At 40.0% G+C, this 24988-nt stretch carries 23 protein-coding genes, 1 riboswitch and 1 other annotated feature; of the genes, 21 read left to right on the plus strand and 2 right to left on the minus strand.

The window, feature by feature from the left end; genetic code table 11:
* Nucleotides 1-74: 74 nt before the first annotated feature.
* The 14 genes from cls to RSX31_RS03910 all read left to right on the plus strand — a co-directional run bounded on the left by cls (nucleotide 75) and on the right by RSX31_RS03910 (nucleotide 17217).
* Nucleotides 75-1289 carry a cardiolipin synthase gene (gene cls, locus RSX31_RS03845; protein WP_315633381.1) on the plus strand — a complete coding sequence of 405 codons (1215 nt, stop codon included), beginning with the start codon at nucleotides 75-77 and terminating at the stop codon, nucleotides 1287-1289.
* An 88-nt stretch (nucleotides 1290-1377) separates the two neighbouring features.
* Complete coding sequence (locus tag RSX31_RS03850; protein ID WP_044337264.1) at nucleotides 1378-1557, plus strand: hypothetical protein; 180 nt, start codon at nucleotides 1378-1380, stop codon at nucleotides 1555-1557.
* Nucleotides 1558-1823: 266 nt separating this feature from the next.
* Nucleotides 1824-2480, plus strand: coding sequence for an HAD hydrolase-like protein (locus tag RSX31_RS03855; RefSeq protein ID WP_315633384.1), 657 nt, complete (start codon nucleotides 1824-1826; stop codon nucleotides 2478-2480).
* A gap of 13 nt (nucleotides 2481-2493) precedes the next feature.
* Nucleotides 2494-3120 carry an NUDIX hydrolase gene (locus RSX31_RS03860; RefSeq protein ID WP_315633385.1) on the plus strand — a complete coding sequence of 209 codons (627 nt, stop codon included), beginning with the start codon at nucleotides 2494-2496 and terminating at the stop codon, nucleotides 3118-3120.
* 96 nt (nucleotides 3121-3216) lie between these two features.
* On the plus strand, nucleotides 3217-3843 hold the full coding sequence (locus RSX31_RS03865) for a metal-dependent hydrolase (protein ID WP_315633386.1): 627 nt from the start codon (nucleotides 3217-3219) through the stop codon (nucleotides 3841-3843).
* 65 nt (nucleotides 3844-3908) lie between these two features.
* Nucleotides 3909-4151: a binding site (T-box leader), on the plus strand.
* A gap of 60 nt (nucleotides 4152-4211) precedes the next feature.
* The gene (locus RSX31_RS03870; protein ID WP_315633387.1) at nucleotides 4212-5210 is read left to right on the plus strand and encodes a tryptophan--tRNA ligase; all 999 of its coding nucleotides are present in this window, start codon (nucleotides 4212-4214) and stop codon (nucleotides 5208-5210) included.
* Between the two features lie 123 nt (nucleotides 5211-5333).
* Nucleotides 5334-5443: riboswitch (SAM riboswitch) on the plus strand.
* Nucleotides 5444-5537: 94 nt separating this feature from the next.
* On the plus strand, nucleotides 5538-6659 hold the full coding sequence (locus tag RSX31_RS03875; protein ID WP_397548068.1) for a methionine biosynthesis PLP-dependent protein: 1122 nt from the start codon (nucleotides 5538-5540) through the stop codon (nucleotides 6657-6659).
* Nucleotides 6652-7836 (plus strand): cystathionine beta-lyase, encoded by a 1185-nt coding sequence (gene metC / locus RSX31_RS03880; RefSeq protein ID WP_315633388.1) that lies wholly within the window; start codon nucleotides 6652-6654, stop codon nucleotides 7834-7836. The genes RSX31_RS03875 and metC overlap by 8 nt, the downstream gene beginning before the upstream one ends.
* A gap of 16 nt (nucleotides 7837-7852) precedes the next feature.
* Nucleotides 7853-9703, plus strand: coding sequence for a bifunctional homocysteine S-methyltransferase/methylenetetrahydrofolate reductase (locus RSX31_RS03885; protein WP_315633390.1), 1851 nt, complete (start codon nucleotides 7853-7855; stop codon nucleotides 9701-9703).
* Complete coding sequence (metH, locus tag RSX31_RS03890) at nucleotides 9684-13130, plus strand: methionine synthase (protein WP_315633391.1); 3447 nt, start codon at nucleotides 9684-9686, stop codon at nucleotides 13128-13130. The genes RSX31_RS03885 and metH overlap by 20 nt, the downstream gene beginning before the upstream one ends.
* Nucleotides 13131-13831: 701 nt before the next feature.
* Nucleotides 13832-14152: a hypothetical protein gene (locus RSX31_RS03895; protein ID WP_315633392.1), complete on the plus strand. Its 321-nt coding sequence runs from the start codon at nucleotides 13832-13834 to the stop codon at nucleotides 14150-14152.
* A gap of 446 nt (nucleotides 14153-14598) precedes the next feature.
* A complete protein-coding gene (locus tag RSX31_RS03900; RefSeq protein WP_315633393.1) occupies nucleotides 14599-15444 on the plus strand; it encodes an STAS domain-containing protein in 846 nt (281 codons plus the stop codon).
* A 172-nt stretch (nucleotides 15445-15616) separates the two neighbouring features.
* Complete coding sequence (locus tag RSX31_RS03905) at nucleotides 15617-16597, plus strand: ring-cleaving dioxygenase (RefSeq protein WP_282137908.1); 981 nt, start codon at nucleotides 15617-15619, stop codon at nucleotides 16595-16597.
* A gap of 14 nt (nucleotides 16598-16611) precedes the next feature.
* Nucleotides 16612-17217, plus strand: coding sequence for an alpha/beta hydrolase (locus RSX31_RS03910; protein ID WP_315633394.1), 606 nt, complete (start codon nucleotides 16612-16614; stop codon nucleotides 17215-17217).
* Between the two features lie 42 nt (nucleotides 17218-17259).
* Here RSX31_RS03910 and RSX31_RS03915 read toward each other — a convergent pair whose 3' ends face one another.
* Nucleotides 17260-18174, minus strand: a complete 915-nt coding sequence (locus tag RSX31_RS03915) for a hypothetical protein (protein ID WP_282137906.1) — start codon at nucleotides 18172-18174, stop codon at nucleotides 17260-17262.
* 217 nt (nucleotides 18175-18391) lie between these two features.
* Between RSX31_RS03915 and RSX31_RS03920 the strand changes: the two genes are divergently transcribed.
* From RSX31_RS03920 to RSX31_RS03930, 3 genes are all read left to right on the plus strand, one after another.
* Nucleotides 18392-19465: a bifunctional transcriptional activator/DNA repair enzyme AdaA gene (locus RSX31_RS03920; protein ID WP_282137905.1), complete on the plus strand. Its 1074-nt coding sequence runs from the start codon at nucleotides 18392-18394 to the stop codon at nucleotides 19463-19465.
* 51 nt (nucleotides 19466-19516) lie between these two features.
* Nucleotides 19517-20224, plus strand: a complete 708-nt coding sequence (locus RSX31_RS03925; protein ID WP_282137904.1) for a DNA alkylation repair protein — start codon at nucleotides 19517-19519, stop codon at nucleotides 20222-20224.
* Between the two features lie 213 nt (nucleotides 20225-20437).
* A complete protein-coding gene (locus RSX31_RS03930; protein WP_148969200.1) occupies nucleotides 20438-21043 on the plus strand; it encodes a YitT family protein in 606 nt (201 codons plus the stop codon).
* Nucleotides 21044-21081: 38 nt separating this feature from the next.
* On the opposite strand, the gene RSX31_RS03935 is transcribed toward RSX31_RS03930, so the two are convergent.
* Complete coding sequence (locus tag RSX31_RS03935; RefSeq protein WP_315633396.1) at nucleotides 21082-21858, minus strand: MBL fold metallo-hydrolase; 777 nt, start codon at nucleotides 21856-21858, stop codon at nucleotides 21082-21084.
* Nucleotides 21859-22031: 173 nt separating this feature from the next.
* Here RSX31_RS03935 and RSX31_RS03940 point away from each other — a divergent pair, with 173 nt between their 5' ends.
* The 4 genes from RSX31_RS03940 to RSX31_RS03955 all read left to right on the plus strand — a co-directional run bounded on the left by RSX31_RS03940 (nucleotide 22032) and on the right by RSX31_RS03955 (nucleotide 24945).
* Nucleotides 22032-22208 (plus strand): hypothetical protein, encoded by a 177-nt coding sequence (locus RSX31_RS03940; RefSeq protein ID WP_187443373.1) that lies wholly within the window; start codon nucleotides 22032-22034, stop codon nucleotides 22206-22208.
* Nucleotides 22209-22369: 161 nt separating this feature from the next.
* The gene (locus RSX31_RS03945; RefSeq protein WP_187443372.1) at nucleotides 22370-22666 is read left to right on the plus strand and encodes a TIGR04104 family putative zinc finger protein; all 297 of its coding nucleotides are present in this window, start codon (nucleotides 22370-22372) and stop codon (nucleotides 22664-22666) included.
* Nucleotides 22667-22773: 107 nt separating this feature from the next.
* A complete protein-coding gene (locus RSX31_RS03950; protein WP_315633399.1) occupies nucleotides 22774-23775 on the plus strand; it encodes a DUF3231 family protein in 1002 nt (333 codons plus the stop codon).
* Nucleotides 23776-24045: 270 nt separating this feature from the next.
* A complete protein-coding gene (locus tag RSX31_RS03955; protein ID WP_315633401.1) occupies nucleotides 24046-24945 on the plus strand; it encodes a hypothetical protein in 900 nt (299 codons plus the stop codon).
* Nucleotides 24946-24988: the final 43 nt, after the last annotated feature.

Below are 24988 nucleotides of genomic sequence, written 5' to 3' on the forward strand. Positions count from 1 at the left end.
ATATTTTGAATGGAAATGTATAGTCCTTCTCCTTAAACAAAAGCTAACACTACATAAAAAGGAGGTGAGTTCTCTTGCTGAAAAAAGTACTTAAAGCAATCCTGATCACGGCTGCTTGCATCGTGATTTTGTTCCTCATCATGCACTGGGATGTGAAACAAGGTGTGAAGAACTATGCGAGAACTCACCCCATTACGGAAACCCTCTCTCATAAAGCCGCAATCGACGTCTACAATACCGGGAAGGACTTGTATGAAAAGTTGTTTGAGGATATTAAAACAGCAGATGAGTTTGTTTGGATTCATTTTTTCATTATCAGGGACGATCAGATTTCCAACGAGTTTTTTGATTTGCTGATTGAAAAGGCTAAGGAAGGGGCAGATGTTCGATTGTCTGTCGACTTCCTTGGTTCAGATATTAAGAAGGAAAGTATAAAGAGGATGGAAGAAGGAGGGGTGAAGATTGTTAAAAGCAGGCCACTATCCCTAAAGAATATCTTCTACTCCCTTCATCATCGGAATCATCGCAGGCTCGTTTCCATTGATCAAAGAATTGCCTATATTGGAGGCTTCAATATGGGGGACGAATATTTAGGCAAAGACCCGAAGCTTGGTTACTGGAGGGACTATCATATACGGTTGGAGGGTGAGGCAGGAATTGAAGTGGCCGAGCAGTTTAAACGGGACTGGATCGAGGATGGGGCAGGAAGTATGGAGAGCGCAGATCCTACTCGTACTTCAAATGAAAATGAGGGGAGCAGCGTTCAATTCTTGTTCTCAACAGGAGACAGTATTGTAGATAAGACTGTAAGCTGGATTAACAGTTCGGAAGAGAGTGTCACAATTGCAACACCATATTTTCTGCCTAATAGGAAACTTATATCAGCCTTAAAGAAGGCAGTGAAGCGTGGGGTAAAAGTGAAGATCCTCATCCCGAACGATACAGATGCATGGTTCACGAAGCCGCCAAGTTACAGAATAGAGAAAACTTTGTTAGAGAGCGGAGTGGATATCTATTTGTATGAAAAAGGATTTTTCCACGGTAAAGTGCTGGTCATTGATCATAAATGGGCTGATATTGGTACAGCCAATTGGGATCCACGGAGCTTCTACTTAAATGATGAAAGCAACTGCATCATTCGGGATGCAAAAGTTGCCGGCGAATTAGAATCACTCATCCATAAAGACATAAGTGATAGTAAAAAACTGACAATGAGGGATTTTAATGAACTCCCTGCCTGGGAAAAAGCGCTCCGTAAAACGCCTGAATGGATATATTATTATTTCTAAGAATAAATAATTTTATTGAATAAGAAAATATGGTAAAGTGATTTCATATCTTATAAAGAATACACCTTACTGAAGAAAGGGATTGTCCATGAGCGAGCTCTTGTTTGTATCTTTGTTTATTCTTTCGTTATTGGCTTTTAAGTTTTTTAACGTGTTAAAGAAGAAACATGTATCAAAGTCTCACAAGTCTGTAGCAGTTAGTATCGTGATCTTCTCTGTTATCGGCATGATGTTGACGGTCCTCTTTTATCTTCCAAATGCATCTTAAAGAAAGCAACGTCTATACACTGATTTAAGATATAAGGATTAAACACACGGGAGAAAGGTTCTTGTGTGTTTTTTGTTATAAAAGAATTGGTTGTCACTAATGGACAGCTATACTCAGTATGAAGTTGTTCATCTATACGTAGCTGCTTTCTTTCGGCAGTGAATTTGGTATGATAAGAGAAGGTTTATTTGATGTAAGCAAGATTGTGACTTAAGCATAAATCGTCGAACGTATAAATGTACGAAAGGCAATAAAGGAGAATATAGATGAAAGCTGCTATGATTTTTGACATGGATGGAACGTTATTTCAAACGGATCGTATTCTTGAAGCTTCACTTCATGATACCTTTCAACTACTTAGAGATGAAGGAATGTGGAAAGGGGATACACCTCTTGAAATATACAGAGAAATAATGGGTGTCCCTCTTTCTGTCGTGTGGAAAACACTTTTACCTCATCATTCCTTACATGAACATGGTAAAGTGAATGGTGTATTTCATGAAAAACTGATTGATAATATTCAGAATGGAAATGGGGCTCTCTATCCACATACGGAGGAACTATTAACTTATTTATCAGGGAGAGGGTTTTCAATCTTTGTGGCAAGCAATGGATATCCTCAGTATTTAAAGACGATTGTGGAGTACTTTCGTTTGGATAAATGGATCATGGACTGCTACAGCATTCAGGAAATACATTCAGATGACAAAGGGGAGTTGATTCGAAAAATCAAAGAGGATCATAATCTTACACATGGGGTTGTGATTGGAGATAGATTGTCTGACTTTAAAGGAGCAGAGGCAAATCACTTTCTTTCGATAGGTTGTGCCTTTGATTTTTCTCAGGAAAATGAATTAAGTGAAGCAGATATTGTTGTTGAAAATCTCTTGGAGGTTAAAGAGTATCTGGAGGAAATGAAATAAAGGAGGGATCCGGGTGGAGGATGAACAACTAGCCGTCTTTGATGAACACGGTAATAGAATTGGTGTAGCCAGTCGTTCCGAGGTGCATACAAAGGGATATTGGCATGAAACCTTTCATTGCTGGCTTGCGCACCTTGATGAAAGTAGGGGAGAGACCATTATTTATTTCCAACTGAGAAGTGATGAGAAAAAGGATTTCCCCCGCTTACTTGATATTACCGCAGCTGGACATATCCTGTCACAGGAGAATATTGAAGACGGTGTGAGAGAAGTTCATGAAGAGCTTGGACTACATATTACGATAGATGAACTGCAATCATTAGGAATTGTAAAAGGTCAGTTATTTCAACGGAATATGATCGATCGGGAACTCACTCACGTATTTCTTTATTCCAAGCCGGTTGCATATGACGAGTTTCAACTTCAGTTAGAAGAAGTGTCCGGTATTTTTCATTGTACTCTTCAAGACTTTAAGGCACTCGTTCAACAAACGAAAGAGGAAATCGATATAGAAGGATTTCTTGTTAATGAAACAGGGAAAAAGGATTTCATTAAGCAAAGGGTGAGTTACCATCACTTTGTTCCACATGAAAGGTCCTATCTTTTTGAAATTATTGAGCGCATATCGGCTCATCTTTAGAAATTAATTCGTACTTCCCATAGTCAATATGGTTAATAAAGGCTATTATAGTAATCTAGTATATACATAATGTGATAAGAGAGTAGGAGGACACACTTGAACGGCACAGCACATATGGCAATTGGAGCAGCAACAGGGTTTATTGTGGCCAACTCATTTGGATCTGGTCCTGACATAACGGCCGCACTTGTGGCAATAGGTGGGATATCCGGACTCATGCCTGATATGGATATTGACGGAAAACTTAGTAACAAGGTTACTTTTTCACCTAAAATGATCAGAGCAGTAGCACAAATCATTGGGTTTCTAATGATGGTATACAGCTATCTGGAAGGAATCGGGAAAGAACGATGGCTAGGTATTGGATATGGTGCAGGAATGATGATTCTCTCAAGTTTCATTACTCAGCGAAGAATGCTGATGATTACTGGCATCGGTGTGACAGCATGCGGTTGGCAGCTGAATGAAACATGGTTATGGTTGTTAGGTATCTATATTTTCTTTGCCTCATTCGTTTCACATCGAAGTTATACTCACTCTGTACTTGGAATCGTATATTATGGCGTGATTGCTCATTATCTAGAGTCATCTTTAATGATTGATGGGGTATTTGAAGCATGTGTAATCGGATATGCCAGTCATCTGATCGCCGATATGAAATTTCTTCCATTCAATAAGAGAGGCATAAAGCTTTTCCTTCCCCTTTCATCCAAAGAAATCTAAAATGTGTTTGCACCCACTTGACCATTATTTCCCTATACATTAAAATAATGGAAACACTTTAAATATGAAATGCGATGAGGAAGAAGAGTAGACGAACGAAACATTTCAGAGAGCTGATGGCTGGTGAGAATCAGTATGGTGAAATCGTTGAATGGGCTTTTGAGCATCCATGCTGAAATTAAGTAGGTTATGGCGGAAGGTCTCACCGATAAAAGAGACGATGTATCGAAGGCGACTTCTGTACAGATGAGTGCGTTTACTAAAGTGTAAGCGAATGAAGGTGGCACCACGGGTTTCCCGTCCTTTTTTAGAGGATGGGAAGCCCTTTTTGTGTTTATTTTTATTATTTTTCATCGGAGGGAATGGTTATGAAAAGACAAGTTCTGACTGGTATTAAACCAACAGGCCGTATTCATTTGGGGAATTATATTGGTGCAATCAAACCGGCATTACAATTGGCTGAGAACCAATCCTACAACACAGCTTATTTTGTTGCGGATTATCATGGTTTAACGAAGATACACGATAAGCATGAAATGAAAGAACTTTCTTATGGAGTGGCAGCAGCTTGGTTAGCATTAGGTTTGAATCCTGATCGAGCGATCTTTTATCGTCAATCTGATGTACCTGAAATCTTTGAATTGAGTTGGATTCTGTCTTGTTTTGCACCGAAAGGATTAATGAACCGTGCCCACGCATATAAATCATTGGTCCAAGAAAATAAAGAAAGCGGCAAAGATGTTGATGCTGGAGTCAATATGGGATTATTCACCTATCCAATTTTAATGGCAGCTGATATCCTCCTTTTTAAAACCGAGATGGTACCTGTCGGAAAAGATCAGATACAGCATGTTGAAATTGCACGAGACATAGCTGAAAGCTTTAACAAACAATATGGAGAAATATTTGTCATTCCTGAATATGTCATCCAAGAAGAAACGGCTGTTCTACCGGGACTAGACGGACGTAAAATGAGTAAAAGTTATAACAACACCATTCCATTATTTGAAGAATCAAAAAAGCTTCAAAAATTAATTAATAAAATCAAAACAGATTCATCACCCCCTGAGGAGCCCAAGGATCCTGACTCCTCCGTCATTTTTGCGTTATATAAAGAATTTGCAACTTCCGATCAAGTTGAAGAAATGAGAAGGAGATTTCAAGAAGGAATAGGCTGGGGAGATGCCAAAAAAGAGCTATTCCAAGTAATGAACTCTTTTATCGAAGAACCAAGATCGAAATATGAAGAACTGATGGCGAGTCCCCATATGCTTGATACCATCTTACAAACTGGAGCAAAAAAAGCACGGGAAAAAACAATCCCATTCATGAAGGAGATTAAAAGGAAAATAGGAATTTATCATTGAAATAGAACAGGGAGATGAAGCGCGATGATCATTTTGTTTTTCAGATAATTCATAATTCTCATTGACATTTCTTCTTCTTTGTTATAAGTTATGGGAAAGTTATTTTTCACAAAATCATATAGTTTCTTATCAAGAGAGGTAGAGGGACTGGCCCGAAGACACCTCAGCAACCAGCCAAAGTTTTAGGTATGGTGCTAATTCCAGCAAGTTGATGTCAACTTGGACGATAAGAGGGAGAACGAACGTACAAAACCTTCTTATTTTCATTAAGAAGGTTTTTTTGTTTTTTCCCTTTTCGTATTCAAGATAGAAAAGGAGAGAAGAAGGTTGAAAAAACATATTGATACAATGCTTGTCCAGGCGGGAAATCGAAAAGATCCTGCCACGGGTGCTGTGAGCTTACCCATTCATTTAGCGACTGCCTATGAACATAAGGGAGTTGGGCAATCGACAGGTTATGACTACACAAGAACAGGTAATCCAACCCGCGCCACCTTAGAAGACACCCTCACTCAATTGGAGGAAGGGCACAGAGGATTTGCCTTCAGCTCGGGGATGGCAGCGATTCAGGCTATCCTTAGCTTATTTTCCACCGGGGATGAATTGATTGTTTCAAAAGACCTATACGGCGGTAGCTACCGATTATTCGTACAGTATGAAGCACAATATAGGATCAAATTTCATTTCGTCGATACAAGTGATGCCGGCTCCATAGAAGAGCAAATTTCTAAGAGAACAAAGGCCATCTTCCTTGAAACACCAACCAATCCATTAATGAATGAAGCAAGTATTTCTGAGGTCGCCGGGCTCGCTAAGCATAACGGATTGCTTTTAATTGTAGATAATACTTTCTACACACCTATTCTGCAGAAGCCACTTTCTGAAGGAGCAGACATCGTTATTCACAGCGCCACGAAATACTTAGGGGGACATAATGACGTGCTGGCAGGTGTTGTGATTGTAAACACAGAGGAGTTGGCGGAAAAAATCTACACCATTCAAAATTCAATCGGTGCGGTTCTCGCCCCTTTTGATTGTTGGCTCTTATTAAGAGGAATGAAGACCCTTAGTCTCAGAATGGCACAGCACGAAAAAAACGCAAGAAAGTTAGCGAAGTATCTTGATGCCCATGAATGTGTAACAGACGTATTATATCCGGGAAAAGGTGGCATGCTTTCCTTTCGTATCGCAAAGGAAGAATGGGTTTCTCCCTTTCTCCAACACTTAAAAGTTATAACGTTTGCTGAAAGTTTAGGAGGGGTCGAAAGCTTTATCACCTATCCCGCCACTCAAACACACGCAGACATTCCTGAAGAAGAAAGAAAGAGTTTGGGTATCTGCAACAGACTCCTGCGGTTCTCTGTAGGAATTGAATTTATTGATGACCTGATAGAAGATCTGGAGAATGTTTTTCAACAATTGGAAAAAGAGGTGTTTACGTATGAGTAAAAAACCATTTTCACTTCAAACGTCACTCATTCATTCTCACGGATTTGATAAAGAAACAGGAGCGGTCTCTACACCGATTAATCATGCTACGACCTTTCATCAACAGGATTTTGATCAATATGGAACGTATGATTACAGCCGTTCGGGAAATCCGACGAGGGAAACCGTTGAAGAAACGATCGCGGAATTAGAAGGTGGAGTAAGAGGCTTTGCCTTTTCATCAGGGATGGCAGCAATCTCCACTAGCTTCTTATTATTGTCGAGTGGAGATCATGTTCTCGTATCAGAAGAAGTGTACGGTGGGACATACAGAATGATTACCGAGGTCCTCACTAAATTTGGAATTGAATATTCATTTGTGAATATGAAAGATCTACATGAAGTGGCTTGTTCAATCAAGCACAATACGAAAGTGATTTATATGGAGACACCATCCAATCCGCTTCTGAATATCACCGATATTGAAGGAGTCGTAAAGCTTGCCAAGGCTAATGGATGTTTAACTTTTCTTGATAATACATTTATGACTCCCCTGCTGCAAAGGCCGATCAGCCTGGGTGTGGATGTTGTGCTACACAGTGCCACGAAGTTTCTTGCGGGACATAGTGATGTCTTGGCAGGACTTGCCGTAACGGGAAATGAAGAGATTGCCGGGAAACTTGCTTTCTTGCAGAATTCGTTTGGTGCTGTCCTCGGTGTTCAGGATTGCTGGCTGCTCTTAAGAGGACTAAAAACACTGCACGTTCGATTGAAGGAATCATCAGAATCGGCATATAAGATTGCGGCCTTCTTAGAAAAGAGAACGGAAGTAGAAGAAGTGTATTACCCGGGATTGAGCTATCATCCCGGTCGTGAAATTCAAGTTCGACAAGCAGAGGGTCCCGGGGCGGTTCTTTCCTTCCGGTTAAAAGGGGCAGAGGAAGTGAAGCAACTCATTCAAAATGTAAACATTCCTGTATTCGCCGTCAGTTTAGGAGCTGTTGAATCAATTCTATCCTATCCGTCAAGGATGTCACATGCTTCCATGCCAAAAGCAGAACGGGAAAGAAGAGGGATTACAGATGGTTTATTACGATTATCAGTAGGACTTGAAAACGTGGACGAATTGATTAAGGATCTTCAAAAAGGTTTAGATAGTATACAAAAGATCAAAAGAAATAACGTGATAAATTTATAAAAAAGGAGGGAATGTCATGAAGCCGTTGCTGGAAGCACTGAAAGAGAGAATCTTAATTGCAGATGGTGCGATTGGAACGTTGTTGTATTCATATGGAGTGGACAGATGCTTTGAAGAGCTGAATCTTTCTCACCCAAATGAAGTGTTGAAAGTCCATAAAGAGTATATTGATGCAGGAGCAGATATCATTCAGACCAATACGTATGGAGCCAATTATCAAAAGCTTTCCAGATACGGATTGGAGGATTCGGTTAAAGAAATAAATACAGCTGCAGTGCGTCTGGCAAGAAAAGCAGCGGGTGAAAACACCTATATTCTGGGCACCATCGGGGGAATCAGGGGCATTAAACAAAATGTGTCGCTGGAAGAAATCAAAAGAAGCTTTCGGGAACAGCTATACTGTTTATTATTAGAGGGTGTAGATGGCATTCTGCTTGAAACCTATTATGATTTCGAAGAATTAACCACTGTATTGAACATTACAAAACGTGAAGCAGACATTCCTGTCATTGCTCAAGTTTCTCTACATGAAACGGGAGTTCTTCAAAATGGAATGGAGATAAAAGATGCTCTTCAACAATTAGAGTTATTGGGGGCCGATGTTGTCGGCATCAATTGCCGCATGGGTCCCTTTCATATGGTGAACTCATTAGAGGAAGTTCCATTACCTAAAAGGGCATTTCTATCCGTCTATCCCAATGCCAGTCTGCCAAACTATGAAGAAGGTCGATTCTATTACTCTGCTGAGCCTGATTACTTTGGAGATATAAGCAACGAATTGCGACTGCAAGGTGCAAGGATCATTGGGGGTTGCTGTGGGACGACACCTGATCACATTCGTTCTGTAGCAAGCAGGTTAAAAAGCCGGGAGCCAGTGAAAGAAAAAGTGGTGAAAACAAAAAAGGTTGTTCAGTTATCGTCACCTTCTATCAAGGGAAGCTTGCTGCATGAGCAAGTAAGGAAAAAGAAAACGATCATTGTTGAACTCGATCCACCTAAGCATCTCGACACGAAGCTGTTCTTCCAAGGGGCTGAGGCATTAAAGGAAGCTGGAATTGACGCACTCACGCTTGCAGACAACCCGTTAGCATCGCCTCGTATTAGTAATGACGCCATTGGCAGCCTGGTAAGCTCAAAATTCGATCTTACGCCTTTAGTTCACATCACTTGTCGGGATCGAAACCTGATTGGACTTCAATCCCATTTAATGGGATTACACACGTTAGGGATACACAATATATTAGCCATTACTGGGGATCCGGCCAAGATTGGAGATTTCCCTGGTGCAGCATCCGTTTATGATTTATCTTCTCTTGAACTCATTGAATTGATAAAACAGAACAATGAGGGGATATCCTTCTCAGGAAAATCACTCCGGGAACGCACTCAATTTTCAGTAGGTGCAGCCTTTAATCCGAATTTCCGTCATTTAGACGCTTCTGTAAAAAGGCTTGAAAAGAAAAAGAAAGCCGGTGCTGACTATTTCATTTCTCAACCGATCTTTGGGAAAGAACAGCTGATTCAAGTACATGAAGCTACGAAGCATTTAGATGTTCCGATCTTTATCGGAATCATGCCATTAATCAGCTCAAGAAATGCAGAGTTTCTCCATCATGAAGTACCGGGAATCAATGTGCCGGAAGAAACAAGACAAAGGATGAAGGAAGCGGGAAGAGATCCCGTAGTTGCAAGAGCAGTTGGAATGGAGATAGCAAAAGGCTTACTTGATACAGCAATAGATCTCTTTAATGGGATTTATCTTATCACGCCTTTTGTCAGGTACGATATGAGCATTGAACTGATTCATCATATACAAGAGAAAAACATCACAGAAAGAGAGGTTCCCTATGGCCATCACTTTGTTTGAAGAACAGCTAAGGAAAAAAATACTCGTACTCGATGGAGCAATGGGAACGATGCTTCAACAAGCGAATTTATCCCCGGATGATTTTGGTGGAGAGGAGCTTGAGGGCTGTAATGAAAATCTGGTATTGACAGCGCCGGAGGTCATCTATCAGATCCATCTGGAATATTTGAAAGCCGGAGCTGATGTAATTGAAACAAATACCTTTGGTGCAACCCCCGTCGTACTGGACGAATATGATATAGGCTATCAAGCATACGAAATCAATAAAGTAGCAGCTGAAATTGCCAAAAAAGCAGTTGAAGATGTCTCAACTTCCGAGTGGCCCAGGTTTGTTGCAGGATCTCTAGGTCCCACTACCAAAACCTTATCTGTTACTGGAGGGATAAGCTTTGATGCGTTGGTAGACAACTATCGTGTTCAAGCAGAAGGCCTTCTCGATGGAGGAGTTGATGTACTGCTGCTTGAAACGAGTCAGGATGCTTTAAATGTAAAAGCAGCAAACCTTGGAATTAGATCTGCTTTTGAATCCAGAGGGAAAGAGATACCCATTTTGTTATCCGGTACCATTGAGCCGATGGGTACTACACTCGCAGGGCAAACAATTGAAGCATTTTATTTATCCCTTGAACATTTAAACCCTTTGGTCGTTGGTCTAAACTGCGCAACCGGACCTGAATTTATGCGTGATCATATACGTTCTTTATCAAGTCTGGCAACTACCTATGTCAGCTGTTATCCGAATGCAGGCCTTCCTGATGAGGAGGGGAATTACAATGAGACGGCTGATTCACTCAGTGTAAAGATGAAAGGCTTTGCTGAGAAAGGCTGGCTGAATCTTGTTGGAGGGTGCTGTGGAACCACACCGGAGAATATCCGTGCCCTTTCAGAAGTTGTGAAGGGATTACCGCCTCGTAAACCTAATGAGTCTCATCCTCATGCAGTGTCAGGAATTGAAGCGTTCGTCTATGAGGATGCAGACAGAAGACCGATTCTGGTCGGAGAACGGACGAATGTCATCGGTTCACGTAAATTCAAACGATTGATTGCAGAGAATAAGATAGAAGAAGCTTCAGAGATTGCGAGAGCACAAGTGAAAAATGGAGCTCAGGTGATCGATATCTGCCTTGCAGATCCCGATCGTGAAGAAGTTGAAGATATGAATGTATTTATCCAGGAAGTAGTGAAAAAAGTAAAAGTTCCACTAGTCATTGATTCTACGGATGAGAAAGTTCTTGAGACCGCATTAAAATATTCTCAAGGAAAGGTGATCATTAACTCGATCAATCTTGAAGACGGAGAAGAGCGGTTTGAGAAGATAACAAAGCTTATGAAGGAGTACGGAGCGGCGGTTGTAGTAGGAACGATTGATGAAAAAGGAATGGGAGTGTCTGTAGAGCGTAAGGTAGACATTGCGATCCGCTCACATAAACTGTTAACAGAGAAATATGGGATAGCATCAGAAGACATCATCTTTGACCCTCTCGTCTTCCCTGTGGGAACAGGGGATCAGCAATATATCGGTTCAGCCAATGCCACCGTTGAAGGGATAAGACAGATTAAGGAAGCCTTACCTGAATGCCCTCATATCTTAGGGGTTAGTAACGTTTCTTTTGGACTGCCTCCTGTTGGGAGAGAAGTCCTGAATGCGGTATATCTTTACCACTGTACCAAAGCGGGGCTGGATTACGCCATAGTCAATACGGAAAAATTAGAGCGTTTTGCCTCAATTCCTGAAGAAGAAGTTCGAATGGCGGAGAAACTCTTATTTGAGACGACTGATGAAACACTGGCTGAATTCACTGCATTTTACAGAGGGAAGAAGAAAGAAGTAAAGGTACCTGTCAACACTATGACGCTGGAAGAAAGACTGGCTCATTATGTGGTGGAAGGGACGAAGGAAGGGCTGATTGCCGATTTAAATATCGCTTTGGAAAAATATGACGCTCCACTTGAAATCATTAATGGTCCCCTTATGGCCGGCATGAGTGAAGTCGGAAGGTTATTTAATGATAACCAGCTGATTGTAGCGGAAGTATTACAAAGTGCCGAAGTCATGAAAGCATCCGTTGCTCATTTGGAACCGCATATGGAACAAACGGAAAGTTCATCTTCGAAGGGAAAAGTGATATTAGCTACGGTTAAGGGGGATGTCCATGATATTGGTAAGAATCTCGTTGATATTATCCTCAGTAATAATGGATATGAAGTGATTGATTTAGGTATTAAAGTAACACCTCAGGAACTGATCGGAGTCATTCGGGAGGAAAAACCCGATATCGTAGGTTTGTCCGGACTCCTTGTGAAGTCTGCCCAACAAATGGTCATTACTGCTCAAGATTTAAAACAGTCTGATATTTCAGTTCCCCTTGTAGTAGGAGGTGCGGCCCTGACTCGAAAATTCACTACAAATAAAATCGGTCGGGAATATGACGGACTGGTACTCTATGCGAAGGACGCAATGGATGGACTGGGCATCATGAATGGGATTCAACATGAGGAAACGAGGCTGCGGCTGGAAGAGGAGAGTCGTGAAAAGTTAAGTAAGATCGTTTCGACTGAAGACTCACCGAGACTAAATACATCTTCTGTTGCGGTGAAAGTACGTTCTACAGTTGCGAAAGATGTAAAAGTCCATGTTCCTTCTGATTTAATTCCACACACCATTAAAGAATTTTCACTTGATCAAATTCATCCCTACATTAATCAGCAAATGCTGCTCGGACATCATTTGGGGATTAAAGGGAAAATTTCGAGATTACTGGAAGAAGAGGACGAGAGGACGGTCGGCCTTAAAGCAGTGACTGATGAATTGTTCCAAAGAGCAAAAAGGGAAGGGATGATTCAGGCATCTGCAAGATATCAATTTTTTCCTGCTCAATCAGATGGAGATGATGTTGTTATTTATCATCCGGAGGATTTTTCCATAGAGATAGAACGATTTCACTTTCCAAGACAAGCAGGAAATCAGCATTTATGTTTAGCAGATTACTTGCGTTCTGTAGAAAACGGAGAAATGGATTATGTCGGTTTCTTTGCCGTAACGGCAGGTGTGAAAATCAGGCAGTGGGCAAGAGAGATGAAGGAAGAAGGCAGATTCCTTGAAAGTCACGCCCTGCAGGCTATTGCCTTAGAAACAGCTGAAGGACTGGCTGAAAGAGTACATGAAATGATGAGAAGCAGATGGGGGTTCCCAGATCCCGTTGATTTTACGATGCAGGACCGGTTCCGGACTCATTATCAAGGACAACGTTTTTCATTTGGGTATCCCGCCTGTCCCGAACTTGAAGATCAGAAGAAACTGTTTAAGCTTATTCAACCTGAAAGAATTGGAATTCAATTAACAGACGGATGTATGATGGAACCGGAAGCATCGGTAACAGCGATGGTCTTCGCTCATCCGGAAGCAAGATATTTTAATGTATTATAAATACCATACTAAAAAGGCAACTCCCCAAAGTGGAGTTGCCTTTTTTGCTTTTGTGGCGAAAAGTTTAGCAGTCTATTCTTATTAATTTCTTTGAAAGACCAGCGGTGGTCCATTAATTTAAAATAAAAATGGAAATTTAGAAAATGAAAGAATTTAATGGTTAGGGGATGAAGGATAATCGGCTTGTAGAGTAATAAAGGGGAAATACAGAGTCAAAAAGAGTGATCTTCTGTTTTAACACTTTGATTACTAAACTTGGTTTCGAGTATTTCCAGTATTCTTTCTTCTGAGAATCCTGTGACCATTGATAGATTGAGTAAACTGGGCTTGATTCCTATAGACACGCAGAAATGATAGGCACTTTGGATAGCGAGTGTTTCTATACACCTTCTTGTCAGATTATTTTTCATTCTCTCATCAGCTCCCAACTATTTTGACAAATGATTAAGTAGTAGGATTACGACATCATATTAAGATTTGCGGTTGGATTCTAGTAGGAGATTCATATACATCAAAATAGTATATCGAGAAATACCCGCTGTCTGTTTCTCAGTTAATACCCTCATTATACACTTTATATTGTGAATTGTAGAGTTGTTTTACAAAAAAATGTAATGTTTTTAGAATATACTAATATTTTTTTCGGGTTTTTATATATAATCTCAAGAGTGTAGTAAATGGTATTACTTAGGGGGAAAGTGATGAAATTTTTAAGTTTGTGCTTGATGTTGATTTTGTTTCTTTCTGCGTGTATTGGAATAGACGAAACTGTCCCGCATCAGGAACTGGATTTGAGGGAAGCTTCCAAAGCACTTCAGGAATCTATTTCAGATCATGGAAATGGAATCTTTCTGTATGAAAATGAAAACGGAAGTTCACTTGTGGTGTTAAATGGAAGTGTGGTAGATCAAAATGCTAAAAAAGCTCCCTATTATAAAAACATTGATTTTGAAGTAAGAGAAGGCACATTATGGATTTCATTTACTGACACTTCGAAAAAAACTATTTGCATAAAGAGCTGACTAATCAATTAATATATCGCTTCAACCGAAATGAATTCAAAGGGAGCTATGATACGATTAAAGTGTTGAAAAATGATAAGGAAATTCCCTTTACCGGTGTAATAATCGGAGAATTTTAGATGAGCAGTTTAAAGGGTGGATAGAGTAACTATACCAGAGCAAATGAAAGTGTGTGATGCTCGTTTAGGATGCGGGTGTTGACAGGGGGGCGGACCTGTAATGCTCATAATGAAGTGTGTCTGAATGGAAATTATGTATGAATGTGATATATAATGGGGATTGGTATAGGAAAATGTCGAAAGCGGATTGATCGACTCAACTTTAAAACCAGAATCAATAATAAAGAAGAACCAGAGAAAAGGGTATGATTTCCCAACTACTCATTGCGTCAGACAGGGAAGAAGAAATTGATATAAATTTGTTGGATATCATAGGAGGAATCATACATGCATAGAAATCAGGAACTACATACATTTTTATTAAGTAAGGCTCGTCAATTAACGGAAGATTGGTATAACTCCCTGGATAAAAACACAACAAATGGTGTTTATTCTTCCTCAGATCCCAAGGTGATAGAAACTTTAAAAAATCAAAACTTTGAGTTTCACGGCATTCTTTGTAATTTGTTTGCTGAGGATAAAGAAACATTTAATCAGAAGATCGATGAATGGGTCTTGACCATTGCAGAGGATAAGGAACATCTAGAAACCCCAAATCACTATATTCTTAGAGAATTCATGAGGGTTAGACATCAATACCTGGAATTCTTGAAAGAATACGCCGAATCTCATATGGAAGAAAATATCTTTGAACAATTCAGCCGTTGGAATCAAGTCATCATTGAAGCATTTGACCGGGTTATGCTGCGATTTGTTGAGCTGCAAACGGAAGTTGTGGAGCAGCAGATCCAATCCCAGCAGGAAGTGATCAACGAATTAAGTTCACCTGTCATATCCTTGAATAGACATACTGCGCTTTTACCCCTTGTAGGTAATATCGATCCTACACGTGCGGAATTAATTTTAGAGAATGCGTTGGAACAATGTGTTAATAAGGAAGTTTCTCAATTGTTCATCGACTTATCAGGTGTTGTATTAATAGATACGATGGTAGCTCATCAAATCTTTCAGCTAATTGATGCACTTCAATTGATCGGTGTGAAGCCGATTCTATCTGGGCTACGCCCTGAAATCGCACAAACAGCTGTTCAACTGGGATTGAATTTTGACAACCTGACGATTACTTCTACTTTGTCACAAGCACTGACTATTAAAAATAATGAAGTTGAATAATCGATTATTTTAAAACATTCGTACTTGGTTGTACGGATGTTTTTTTTGTGGAGATATTAGAGTATAGATAAGTGAAAAACATTTCGAAGTAAAATATCTTGAATTAAAGATAATTTTCGTGTATGATGAAGATAGAAATTAAGCAAGAATAATACTAAGGAGTGAATCAATTATGAACTTAAAACCACTTAAAGGGCAGCATCACGTTTCTGCCATTACAGCAAATGCAAAGAAGAATTATGAATTCTACACAAAAACACTGGGACTTCGTCTCGTGAAAAAGTCCATCAACCAGGATGATACATCTGTTTACCATCTTTTCTATGCAGACGAAAGAGGAAATCCAGGGACGGACCTCACATTCTTCGAAATTCCACATGCGGGGAATACGTATAAAGGGACAAATAGTATTTCATTAACTGCACTGCGGGTGAATACGGATGAGGCGTTAGCTTATTGGAAAAATCGCTTTGAAGAGATGAGTGTTGAACATGACGAAATTTCTCACCATAGTGGGCGGGCAACACTAAGCTTCCGTGATTTTGAAGGACAGCGACTCATGCTTGTGTCAGATGAAAAGAACGAAGGAGTTCCTGGAGGGAAGCCTTGGGACAAGAGTCCTGTACCCGTCCAGCATGGGATAGTAGGCCTCGGTCCGATTACGCTGACGGTTGCCCGTGGGGAAAACACGGCAATGGTACTGAAAGACGTATTAGGCTTTAGAGAAACAAGGACTTTTCCTTCAGATGTAGATGGACAACCGGATATCCGTGTGTTCGAAACGGGGGAAGGCGGTACTGGTGGAGAGGTATATCTTGAAGAAAGAAATGATCTTCCACAAGAAAGACCGGGAAGAGGAAGTGTTCATCATGTAGCCTTCCGTGTGGAGGATGAAGATGAATTACGTAAATGGGTAGATTGGGTCACACAAAACCGCTTGCCGAATTCAGGTTTTGTTGAGAGATACTATTTCCGTTCCCTCTACTTCCGTGAACCAAATGGCATTCTTTTCGAACTGGCTACAGACGGACCAGGCTTTGAGACCGATGAAGATTTTGATAATTTAGGTGAAAATTTATCACTTCCACCATATTTTGAAGCGCAAAGAGATTCCATAGAAGCGAAACTAAAACCACTAGATACAAAAGAATAAAGGAGGAAGTCAGCTTGAAACATATATTTAAACAAGGAAATAAAGACTTACCCACACTTCTGCTCCTTCATGGAACTGGTGGAGATGAGCGTGACCTATTACCGCTGGCTGATATGATTGAGTCAGATGCTTCTGTATTAAGTGTAAAAGGGAACGTGGATGAAAATGGAATGGCCCGTTTTTTTGCACGGTTACGGGAAGGTGTCTTTGATGAAGAGGATTTAGTATTCCGAACGAAGGAATTGAATGAGTTCATTGATGAGAGTGCTAATAACTACGGTTTCGATCGTCAAAATATTGTTGCGTTAGGATACTCCAATGGAGCGAATATCGCGGCTAGTTTAATGTATCATTACAAGGATGCATTAAAAGGTGGAATCCTGTTCCACGCTATGGTTCCTAGACGAAATGTCAAGCTTCCAGACTTAAGTGACGCACTTGTATTCATAGGTGCAGGAAAGCGAGATCCACTCATCCCCATGCAAGAAACAATGGAACTCGTTAAAAATCTTCAAGACGCCCGAGCCCAGGTAACAGAGTTCTGGACAGAAGGTGGGCATGAGCTTCGTCGTGAGGAAGTAGATGAAGCAAAAAGATGGTTTGAAGCGAATTTTAAATAATTTTTAGAATCCGGAAGGGAAGTCTTCCGGATTCTTTATTAATTAATTTTCTACTCTCTGATAGGCCTCTAGAATCCGTAGCTTTCCTAGGGTCAAAATCCCTCTCCATTCCTTTTCAGCAATTGGCCAGGTCTCGTCATATTGACCGAACCAGGACCAATTCGGCTGCCAATAACCTTCCTGGTGTTGAGTTTCAATCTCGACATTCAATTGCATATGTACCTCCTCTTTTAAGGCTTCATAAAACGGTGAAGAAGGATGACTTGCTACCTGCAATGGTTTGGCTATATATTCATTCCAGCGTGATGGATCGGTACAAACAGTTTTTCGTAGGGAAGAAGAAAGAAATCTATAAAGAATGGATTCCGTCTCCCCTTTCACCTCAGAAAGGAGTCGGTCATAACAGAGAAAATCATGCATCTCTATTGGGTGTGAAAGATTCTTTAACTCTGTGACCGCTCTCTCAGTCCATTCTTTTAATCGAGGGTGTTCCGGACTAAATAAATGAAAATAACCTACTATTTCAGCGTTAGGGTTAGCCCAAGTTGTTTGAACGCCGCTATGTCCCTTTTCAAAATCAAAATGCCACCATGGTGCATGGGGAACAAAGTTAACCTCTGCAGACACAGCATGCCAGCCGTTGATTTTCTCATCGTATGTGTCATGCAGGTAGCTCATCGCCTTTTGAACGATGGGGTGTTCGGCTGAAAGCTTTAAGTCCTTTGCATACTGTAATCCAACAGTTGTTGCCATTGAAGATGAACTGTCCAATCGAAAATCGGGCTCTATACAGTTGCCGAATCCTCCGTCCATATTTTGAAAATTTGCTAGTTCTTTGATTGCTTCCTCTTTACTCCCTTCTTCAAAAAAAAAGCTGAATAGCTTTTGTTCAATTGGTCTTGCATGGGTTTTGATATAGGTAGCTGCTGTATTCCATTGTTGAGATGTCAGTTTCATAAGAGAAGCTCCTTTATCGTAGTTTTGATATTCGCTATCTTAATACATTATCCATTGGGTGAGAGATTCCCTGCTTGTTACGATAATTAGTAGGAATACAAAGGTCCGTCCCTCAAAAAAACTTCTAATATGATAAAAATCGATGCCTGATTTTCGGCGGCATCGTTGTTTTATTGCGGTTATAATAAAGGAAGAATGAAATAGTGGAGGAATGAGGATGATATCAGTCGAATTACAAAGGGAGTATTATCAAGCGTTAGTGGAAAAAAGATCGGAATACGAAGGGATTTTTTATGTAGGGGTTAAAACGACAGGTGTGTTTTGTCGTCCGACTTGTCCCGCTAGAAAACCTAAATTTGAAAACTGTGAATTCTTTGGAACAGCTCAACAAGCCCTTCTGGCGTCGTTTCGACCTTGTAAAAGGTGTAAACCCTTATCGCACCCGAATAGTATCTCAGATGTTGTAAAGATGCTGGTAGAGGCTGTGGAAGAAAATCCTGAAAAACGTTGGAAGGATAAGGATTTTCAGGAGCTATCCATAGATGCATCTACTGCACGGCGTCAATTTAAGAGGCGGTTCGGTATGACCTTTGTAGAATATGCCAGAGCACGGAGGATGGGAATTGCCATGAAGCACATCAGATCAGGCTCGATGGTGATGGACGCTCAACTTGCAACGGGATATGAATCAAGCAGCGGATTCAGAGATGCTTTTTCGAGAATTATGGGAACGCCGCCAGCTTTGTCTCATCACCAGCACATACTAAAAGCAGCTTGGATTGATACGAAACTTGGTCCGATGATTGGAATTTCAGATGAAGAGTCTTTATACCTGCTGGAATTTGTTGACCGACGCGGTCTGGAGAATGAAGTGAAGAGATTGAGGGAGAAAACAAAGGCGGCAATCGTTCCCGGTTCTACCGAGCCACTTCGTTCTATCGAAAAGGAATTGAACGCCTACTTTGAGGGCTCTTTATCACGTTTCCAAACCAAGTTAAAAATCAACGGAACACCTTTTCAACAAAACGTTTGGAGCGAATTGCAAAGAATACCTTTTGGACAAACCAGGTCCTACACTGAGATTGCTCAAAGTATTTCCAGTCCAGCAGCTGTTCGAGCAGTGGCAAGGGCCAACGGGTGTAATCAGCTTGCCATCATCATTCCATGTCATCGAGTAATACGAGCGAATGGAGATCTTGCCGGCTATGCAGGCGGTCTTAACCGGAAGAAATGGTTGATTGAACATGAATGTAAGATGAATGAGGGAATGAAGGGATCATTCACCAACTAACTCTATAGAGAAGAATACAATTGAACTAATATGATGAAGGGGTGGTCAAACATGAAATATGATGAAGTAATGGCAGCACTTGAAGAGATGGGTAACGAACAGACCAAGAATACATATTTACGTCACGGTGCACATGAACCATTATTCGGAGTGAAAATTGGGGATTTGAAAAAACTGGTGAAACATGTAAAAAAAGAGCAAGGTCTTGCATTAAGCCTGTACGAATCGGGAAATTTCGATGCCATGTACCTGGCAGGATTATCTGTAAATCCTAAAGAAATGAATAAAGGAATTTTACAGGAATGGGTCAATAAAGCAGATTGGTATATGCTGGCTGAATACACTGTTGCTAATATAACCGCAGAGAGCTACTACGCTATTGAATTAGCGAATGAGTGGATTAAATCGGATAATGAAATGACGGCAACGGCTGGCTGGAGTGCCTATGCAGGGTATATTAGTATAACCCCAGACCACGAAATCAATATTGACGAAATCAAACAGTATCTGAAACATATTGAAAAAACGATTCATGAAGAGAGAAATAGAGTACGTTACGTAATGAATGGATTCGTCATTTCTGTAGGAGCACATGTAGCTCCATTGCTAGGTGAGGCAAAACAAGTGGCGAATAAAATTGGGAAAGTACATGTCGATGTTGGAAATACAGCATGTAAAGTACCGGTAGCGGCTACCTATATAAAAAAGATAGAGGATAAAGACAGAGTAGGAGTGAAAAGAAAGACATGCATTTGTTAAATAGGTAAAGGGAGATCGGAAATGAGCTCATATTGAATTTATTAGGCAGGGATGACAGTACAATAACCATATTTTCAATGAATTTATACTACAGATATTTGTAGAATTTCAATTAGGCCACAACCAGTCATTTTCATTTCTCTGTTGCAGAAGAAGTGTATAGCTACTAGACTATGAAATAGAGTCCTTTACAGAATCGGGAGCAATGTACAGATGAATGTAGTAAGAAAGGGTACTATTTTAGGTATAGCAGCAAGCATACAAGGATTGGCCATGGCTATCTTTTTGTTTCCCCATTTTATCCCTTCAGGTGGCGCTGCAAGTGTGAGTGTGCTATTAAACTATTTGTTGCATGTCCCATTTGCCATTACATTATGGGTGTTAAATGCTTCTCTTTTACTAGCTGCGGTTAAATGGTTAGGAAAAGAGAATGCACTTTGGACCATGTATTGTGTGACAGTCACGTCGTTTGTAGTTAATTTCTTGAATTCCCATTTAATCGGAACTGTTTCTTTTATTTTCGTCGATCTATTGATTGGCAGCATCCTTTTCGGAATTGGAATAGGCATTCTTTTCAGAATGGGAGCATCCTCTGGAGGGATGGACATTTTAGCACTTATTATTTCAAAGCTAAAAGGGTACACCCCAGGGAAGACTTTATTCTTCATTAATGGCAGTGTGTTACTACTAACAGGAATCGTAGTCGATTTAAAAATCATTCTTTTTGCCTTAGCCTGCCAATTCATAGGTACAAGAATCCTTGATATCATTTGTCAGGTGGAATTCAAACGAAGCCTCAACCGCCTTGAAAATCAGTAAACAGAAGGTCCGTCCCTCAATAGGGACGGACCTTCTGTTTACGATATTTCTTTGATGATGGATTTGACCGTGTGTTCTGGTGAGTTTTCGAAAAGTGAAATATATTGAAAAAGTTTATTTTTTGGAAGCAGGTGTTTTCTAATTTCTTTAGCGGTTTTTCCCTCCTGGTGTGCTTTCATAACGGCTTCTTGAAGGTTCTGAAGATAGGCTAGTTTCTTCTCTAAAAGCTTTCTTCCTTGCTTCAAGTATCCTTGATGTGAACAATACACTTCTTGAAAGGAATACTGCAGGGTCCTGTCAATTGAGCGAATGAGCTCAGGTACAGATTCAAATGAGAAATTAGAAGTAGGAGAATGGAATAAGTATAAATCACCTGAAAAGCAAATGCCCTTTTCTTCATCGATGAGAACGATGTGATCATCAGCGTGCCCTGGTGTATGAACAATTTGAAACGAATGCCCGACCGTTTTAAATACGTCTTCTTTAAGTGGGAACGCGTGAAATGCCTGGCGGTTATGCCAGAACATAGCTCTGTAAAAAGGCAGTTTAGTGCTGAGAGCGCACTTTTGTACCCCTAACGGATGAATCCATTGTGGAATTGAGTAAAACCTTTCGATCCATGAACTGTTACCCGTGTGATCCTCATGATGATGAGTATGAATCACTCGTTGGATAGGAAGCTCTTTTACAATTTTCCGCACTTCGTTTTTCATACTATAAGGTCCTGTATCAATAAGGACATCGTCGACTCGAAAAATGTAAACCGGCATTTTCTGACCCATTGTTTGAACGTTTAATTTAAATGATTGTATCAATTTAGTTACCCCTTATGATTTAGTGTTATAGTACATAGTTCGAATGAAAGTTGAAAAATCCTGCATGAAGACATTTTTTGAGGGGAATATCGTTAACCTAGGTAACTGAATGGATGTATATGGTATAATTTACTAATACTAGTGTATCAAACGATATTAAAGGGGTTTTTAGTATGAAAGGGAAGCAGAAGTCTTTGCTCTTAATCCTGACCATCATGATGGTCATCACCATCATACTGCTGGATAAAATGGGTTTGAAACAAGCGATTGAGTCTTGTGAGAACCATGGCAGTGTAGCAGAGGTGGAAGAAGGAATCTTGTCATGGAATGTATCGTGTGAGGAAAAGTAATAGTGATAGTGAATTTTAATAATGTTTATTTTTAAAAATGGGTATGCGTTTGCGGACACTGCAATGAATACGAGGGACGGACCTCATTAACTTCTACTCCTGACAGTCTTATAATGGTAAACTAGAGAGAAGAGTAGATGATTTACATAGGGGGAAGTACTTTGCAAAAGTGTGATGTATGTAAGAATCAGTTTCAATGGAAAGAGTTATTATTCTCCATTTGGAGGTCTTATAAACCTATAGAATGCAGTCAATGTGGTAAAAAACATACGATTAATTTCACCTCGAAATTTATTGTTTCTTTTCTCATCATTGTTCCAGCGGTAGTATTCGGATTATTGATTGCACCCGAACAGGGTTTATCAAAGCCGCTCACCTTTGGATTAATCGTTTTGTTGGCCATTATTATTTCACTATTTCTTCCGTTATTTGTGAAATATGAATATAAGAACAGATAAGAAAGAGAGCTGCCGATCACTGGCAGCTCTTTTCATTTACCATAAATCATCCGGAATAATTTACAAGATTAGGAAAACACTAAGAGAAAAAGAAAAGGAGTCGAAAGATGGAGGAAAAAAACATAAGGTTGACTACTGCAGAAATATCCGCTTTGTGGACGACTTATATTAAATGCTCGGCGTTAAATTGCTTTTACACACATTTCCTTACATACCTGAAAGACGAAGGAATCAAATTCATCATCGAAGAAAGTCTACAGACAAACGTAGAGACAATGAGTAAGATTAAGTCTCTTTTTATATCTGAAGAATTTCCTGTACCAAGGGGCTTTACTGATAGGGACATAGATACAACCGCACCACCCCTATATACTGATTTGTTTGCTCTTAGTTTTGTTTACCGCGGAGGTCAGGTCACGAGCGGTCATTACACTACTATAGTGGGGGCCGTTGCCCGTAAAGATGTATATGATCTTTTTGAAGAAGCGCTGACGAAATCATTATCACTATATAAACAATCATTACAATTAATGTTGGAAAAAGGGATCTATGATCGTCCACCTAAAATGAATTATCCTCATTCCATAGAATACATTTCAGAGCAGCCATCTTTGTTGGAGAGCTGGTTAGGTGAAACAAGGCCGCTTAATGCATTGGAATTGAGCGAATTATTCTTTGTAATTGAGAGAAATTGCATCGGAATCATTCTATTAAAAGGATTTATACAAGTTTCGAAAGATATCGAAGTGAAGAACTATCTCAAAAAAGGAAAAAAATTAAGTGAGAAGCAGATTACCACTTTTAATCAAGTCCTGGTAAAAGATGATTCATTTCCCACTTATCCTGTATCCATGGAGGTAACAGATTCAAATGTGGCGCCATTTTCAGAAAAATTGATGCTTTTTTTTATCGCTTCTTCAAACTCAGTGGGGCTGTCAACACTTTGTCACGCCATCACGATGTCTACAAGGAAGGATTTAGCTGTTCATTATACACTTTTTGTGACAGAAATCATGAAGTATGGTGCGGATGGTCTTAAGCTGTTAGTTGAACGTGGATGGATGGAGCAGCCACCACAGCAGAAGAGTCGTGGGGATTTATGCGAATGATATCGATATGATTGGAGGTATATAGAAATGGTTTCGAAGATTCTTATTATTTTTCTAATTGGAATGATTACGCTGATGAAAGTTGATTTAATAAAAAATCGGATTAAGAATGCAGTGAGGTATAAGTTCTCTAGTGTTGTATCGGCATTTTATATAGTGCGGTAGTAAGAAATATGAAAGATAATGTATCCAAATCTTATTTTTAGGTTTGGATCTATTATTTTCTTGTGGGTGAATTTGTTCATAAGTTACACTGTTAATGAGGAAAGCGTGTGCAAAGTAAAGTCCAACTGGAAAGCGGGAGATAAAATGTCCATTACATACAAATATTTTGAAGGAGAAAACGATTTAGCTCTTCAATATGATTTCTGGAGAAAAATAACATACACGCTTCCCTTTGCCTGGAAACCGACAATGTCTCCAATATTATTTAAAGAACAAAAGGAATTTGACCCGAGATCACGCTGCTTTGCCTATGAAGGTGGTGATCTTATTGGATACATGAGCTTTACAGGGAGAGGTGATTTTGTTTCTCTTGGTTACCCTTGGGTCTTATCAGGATATGAAGGGATTCAGGATGAATTATTTGAGCGGGTGTATGGTTTTGCTGTAAGCGATGAGTACGGAGGGCAGATTTTGGCTCAACGCTTTCGTGAACAGTGGAAGGATCAGATTCTTTATTTTGAAGCAAAGGGATTTGAAATCACCAATGAAGCCATATTAATTGGCAAATATCTTTCGAATGTAGAATCGACAGAAGATATAGAGTTCTCATGGAAGGTCTCCAATGAGTTCATATTTGAAGATTGGCGTTCCATCATGGAGGTAAATGGTGAGGTGAATGAAGCCCAAATCAAAATGATGGAAGAATACTATTCGTCCGTTGATTTTGACTTTTCCATTTCGTTTTTTAACGAGGAACAGATGATTGGCGTCATGGGAGTGACATTACGTGAAGATACAAATTATAGTGAAGTATTGCCTTTTGGGATACTACAAGAATTCAAGATTCATAAGGGTAAAATGATTTGTGTGTTGATGAATGAGGCAAGGTCACGAGGAGCCGAAACAATTACATTTCATGCATCAGATATTCCTGAAGGGGATATCCAAAAGGGGTTGGGTTTAAGTGAGCTTACGAAAGATGTCATGATGGTGAAGGAAGTATAGGCATCTTGGAATCGAGTTGGAAATCATAATGATAGCAGGGCTG

The organism is Rossellomorea yichunensis (assembly GCF_032337515.1).
Lineage (GTDB): Bacteria > Bacillota > Bacilli > Bacillales > Bacillaceae_B > Rossellomorea > Rossellomorea yichunensis.

What these genes read in the sequence shown, in the direction of transcription:
- RSX31_RS03850 (WP_044337264.1), top strand. Translation starts at nt 1,378, where the DNA reads ATGAGCGAGCTCTTGTTTGTATCTTTGTTTATTCTTTCGTTATTGGCT.
- RSX31_RS03855 (WP_315633384.1), top strand. Translation starts at nt 1,824, where the DNA reads ATGAAAGCTGCTATGATTTTTGACATGGATGGAACGTTATTTCAAACG.
- RSX31_RS03870 (WP_315633387.1), top strand. Translation starts at nt 4,212, where the DNA reads ATGAAAAGACAAGTTCTGACTGGTATTAAACCAACAGGCCGTATTCAT.
- metC (WP_315633388.1), top strand. Translation starts at nt 6,652, where the DNA reads ATGAGTAAAAAACCATTTTCACTTCAAACGTCACTCATTCATTCTCAC.
- RSX31_RS03885 (WP_315633390.1), top strand. Translation starts at nt 7,853, where the DNA reads ATGAAGCCGTTGCTGGAAGCACTGAAAGAGAGAATCTTAATTGCAGAT.
- metH (WP_315633391.1), top strand. Translation starts at nt 9,684, where the DNA reads ATGGCCATCACTTTGTTTGAAGAACAGCTAAGGAAAAAAATACTCGTA.
- RSX31_RS03895 (WP_315633392.1), top strand. Translation starts at nt 13,832, where the DNA reads ATGAAATTTTTAAGTTTGTGCTTGATGTTGATTTTGTTTCTTTCTGCG.
- RSX31_RS03900 (WP_315633393.1), top strand. Translation starts at nt 14,599, where the DNA reads ATGCATAGAAATCAGGAACTACATACATTTTTATTAAGTAAGGCTCGT.
- RSX31_RS03905 (WP_282137908.1), top strand. Translation starts at nt 15,617, where the DNA reads ATGAACTTAAAACCACTTAAAGGGCAGCATCACGTTTCTGCCATTACA.
- RSX31_RS03915 (WP_282137906.1), bottom strand. Translation starts at nt 18,174, where the DNA reads ATGAAACTGACATCTCAACAATGGAATACAGCAGCTACCTATATCAAA.
- RSX31_RS03920 (WP_282137905.1), top strand. Translation starts at nt 18,392, where the DNA reads ATGATATCAGTCGAATTACAAAGGGAGTATTATCAAGCGTTAGTGGAA.
- RSX31_RS03925 (WP_282137904.1), top strand. Translation starts at nt 19,517, where the DNA reads ATGAAATATGATGAAGTAATGGCAGCACTTGAAGAGATGGGTAACGAA.
- RSX31_RS03930 (WP_148969200.1), top strand. Translation starts at nt 20,438, where the DNA reads ATGAATGTAGTAAGAAAGGGTACTATTTTAGGTATAGCAGCAAGCATA.
- RSX31_RS03940 (WP_187443373.1), top strand. Translation starts at nt 22,032, where the DNA reads ATGAAAGGGAAGCAGAAGTCTTTGCTCTTAATCCTGACCATCATGATG.
- RSX31_RS03950 (WP_315633399.1), top strand. Translation starts at nt 22,774, where the DNA reads ATGGAGGAAAAAAACATAAGGTTGACTACTGCAGAAATATCCGCTTTG.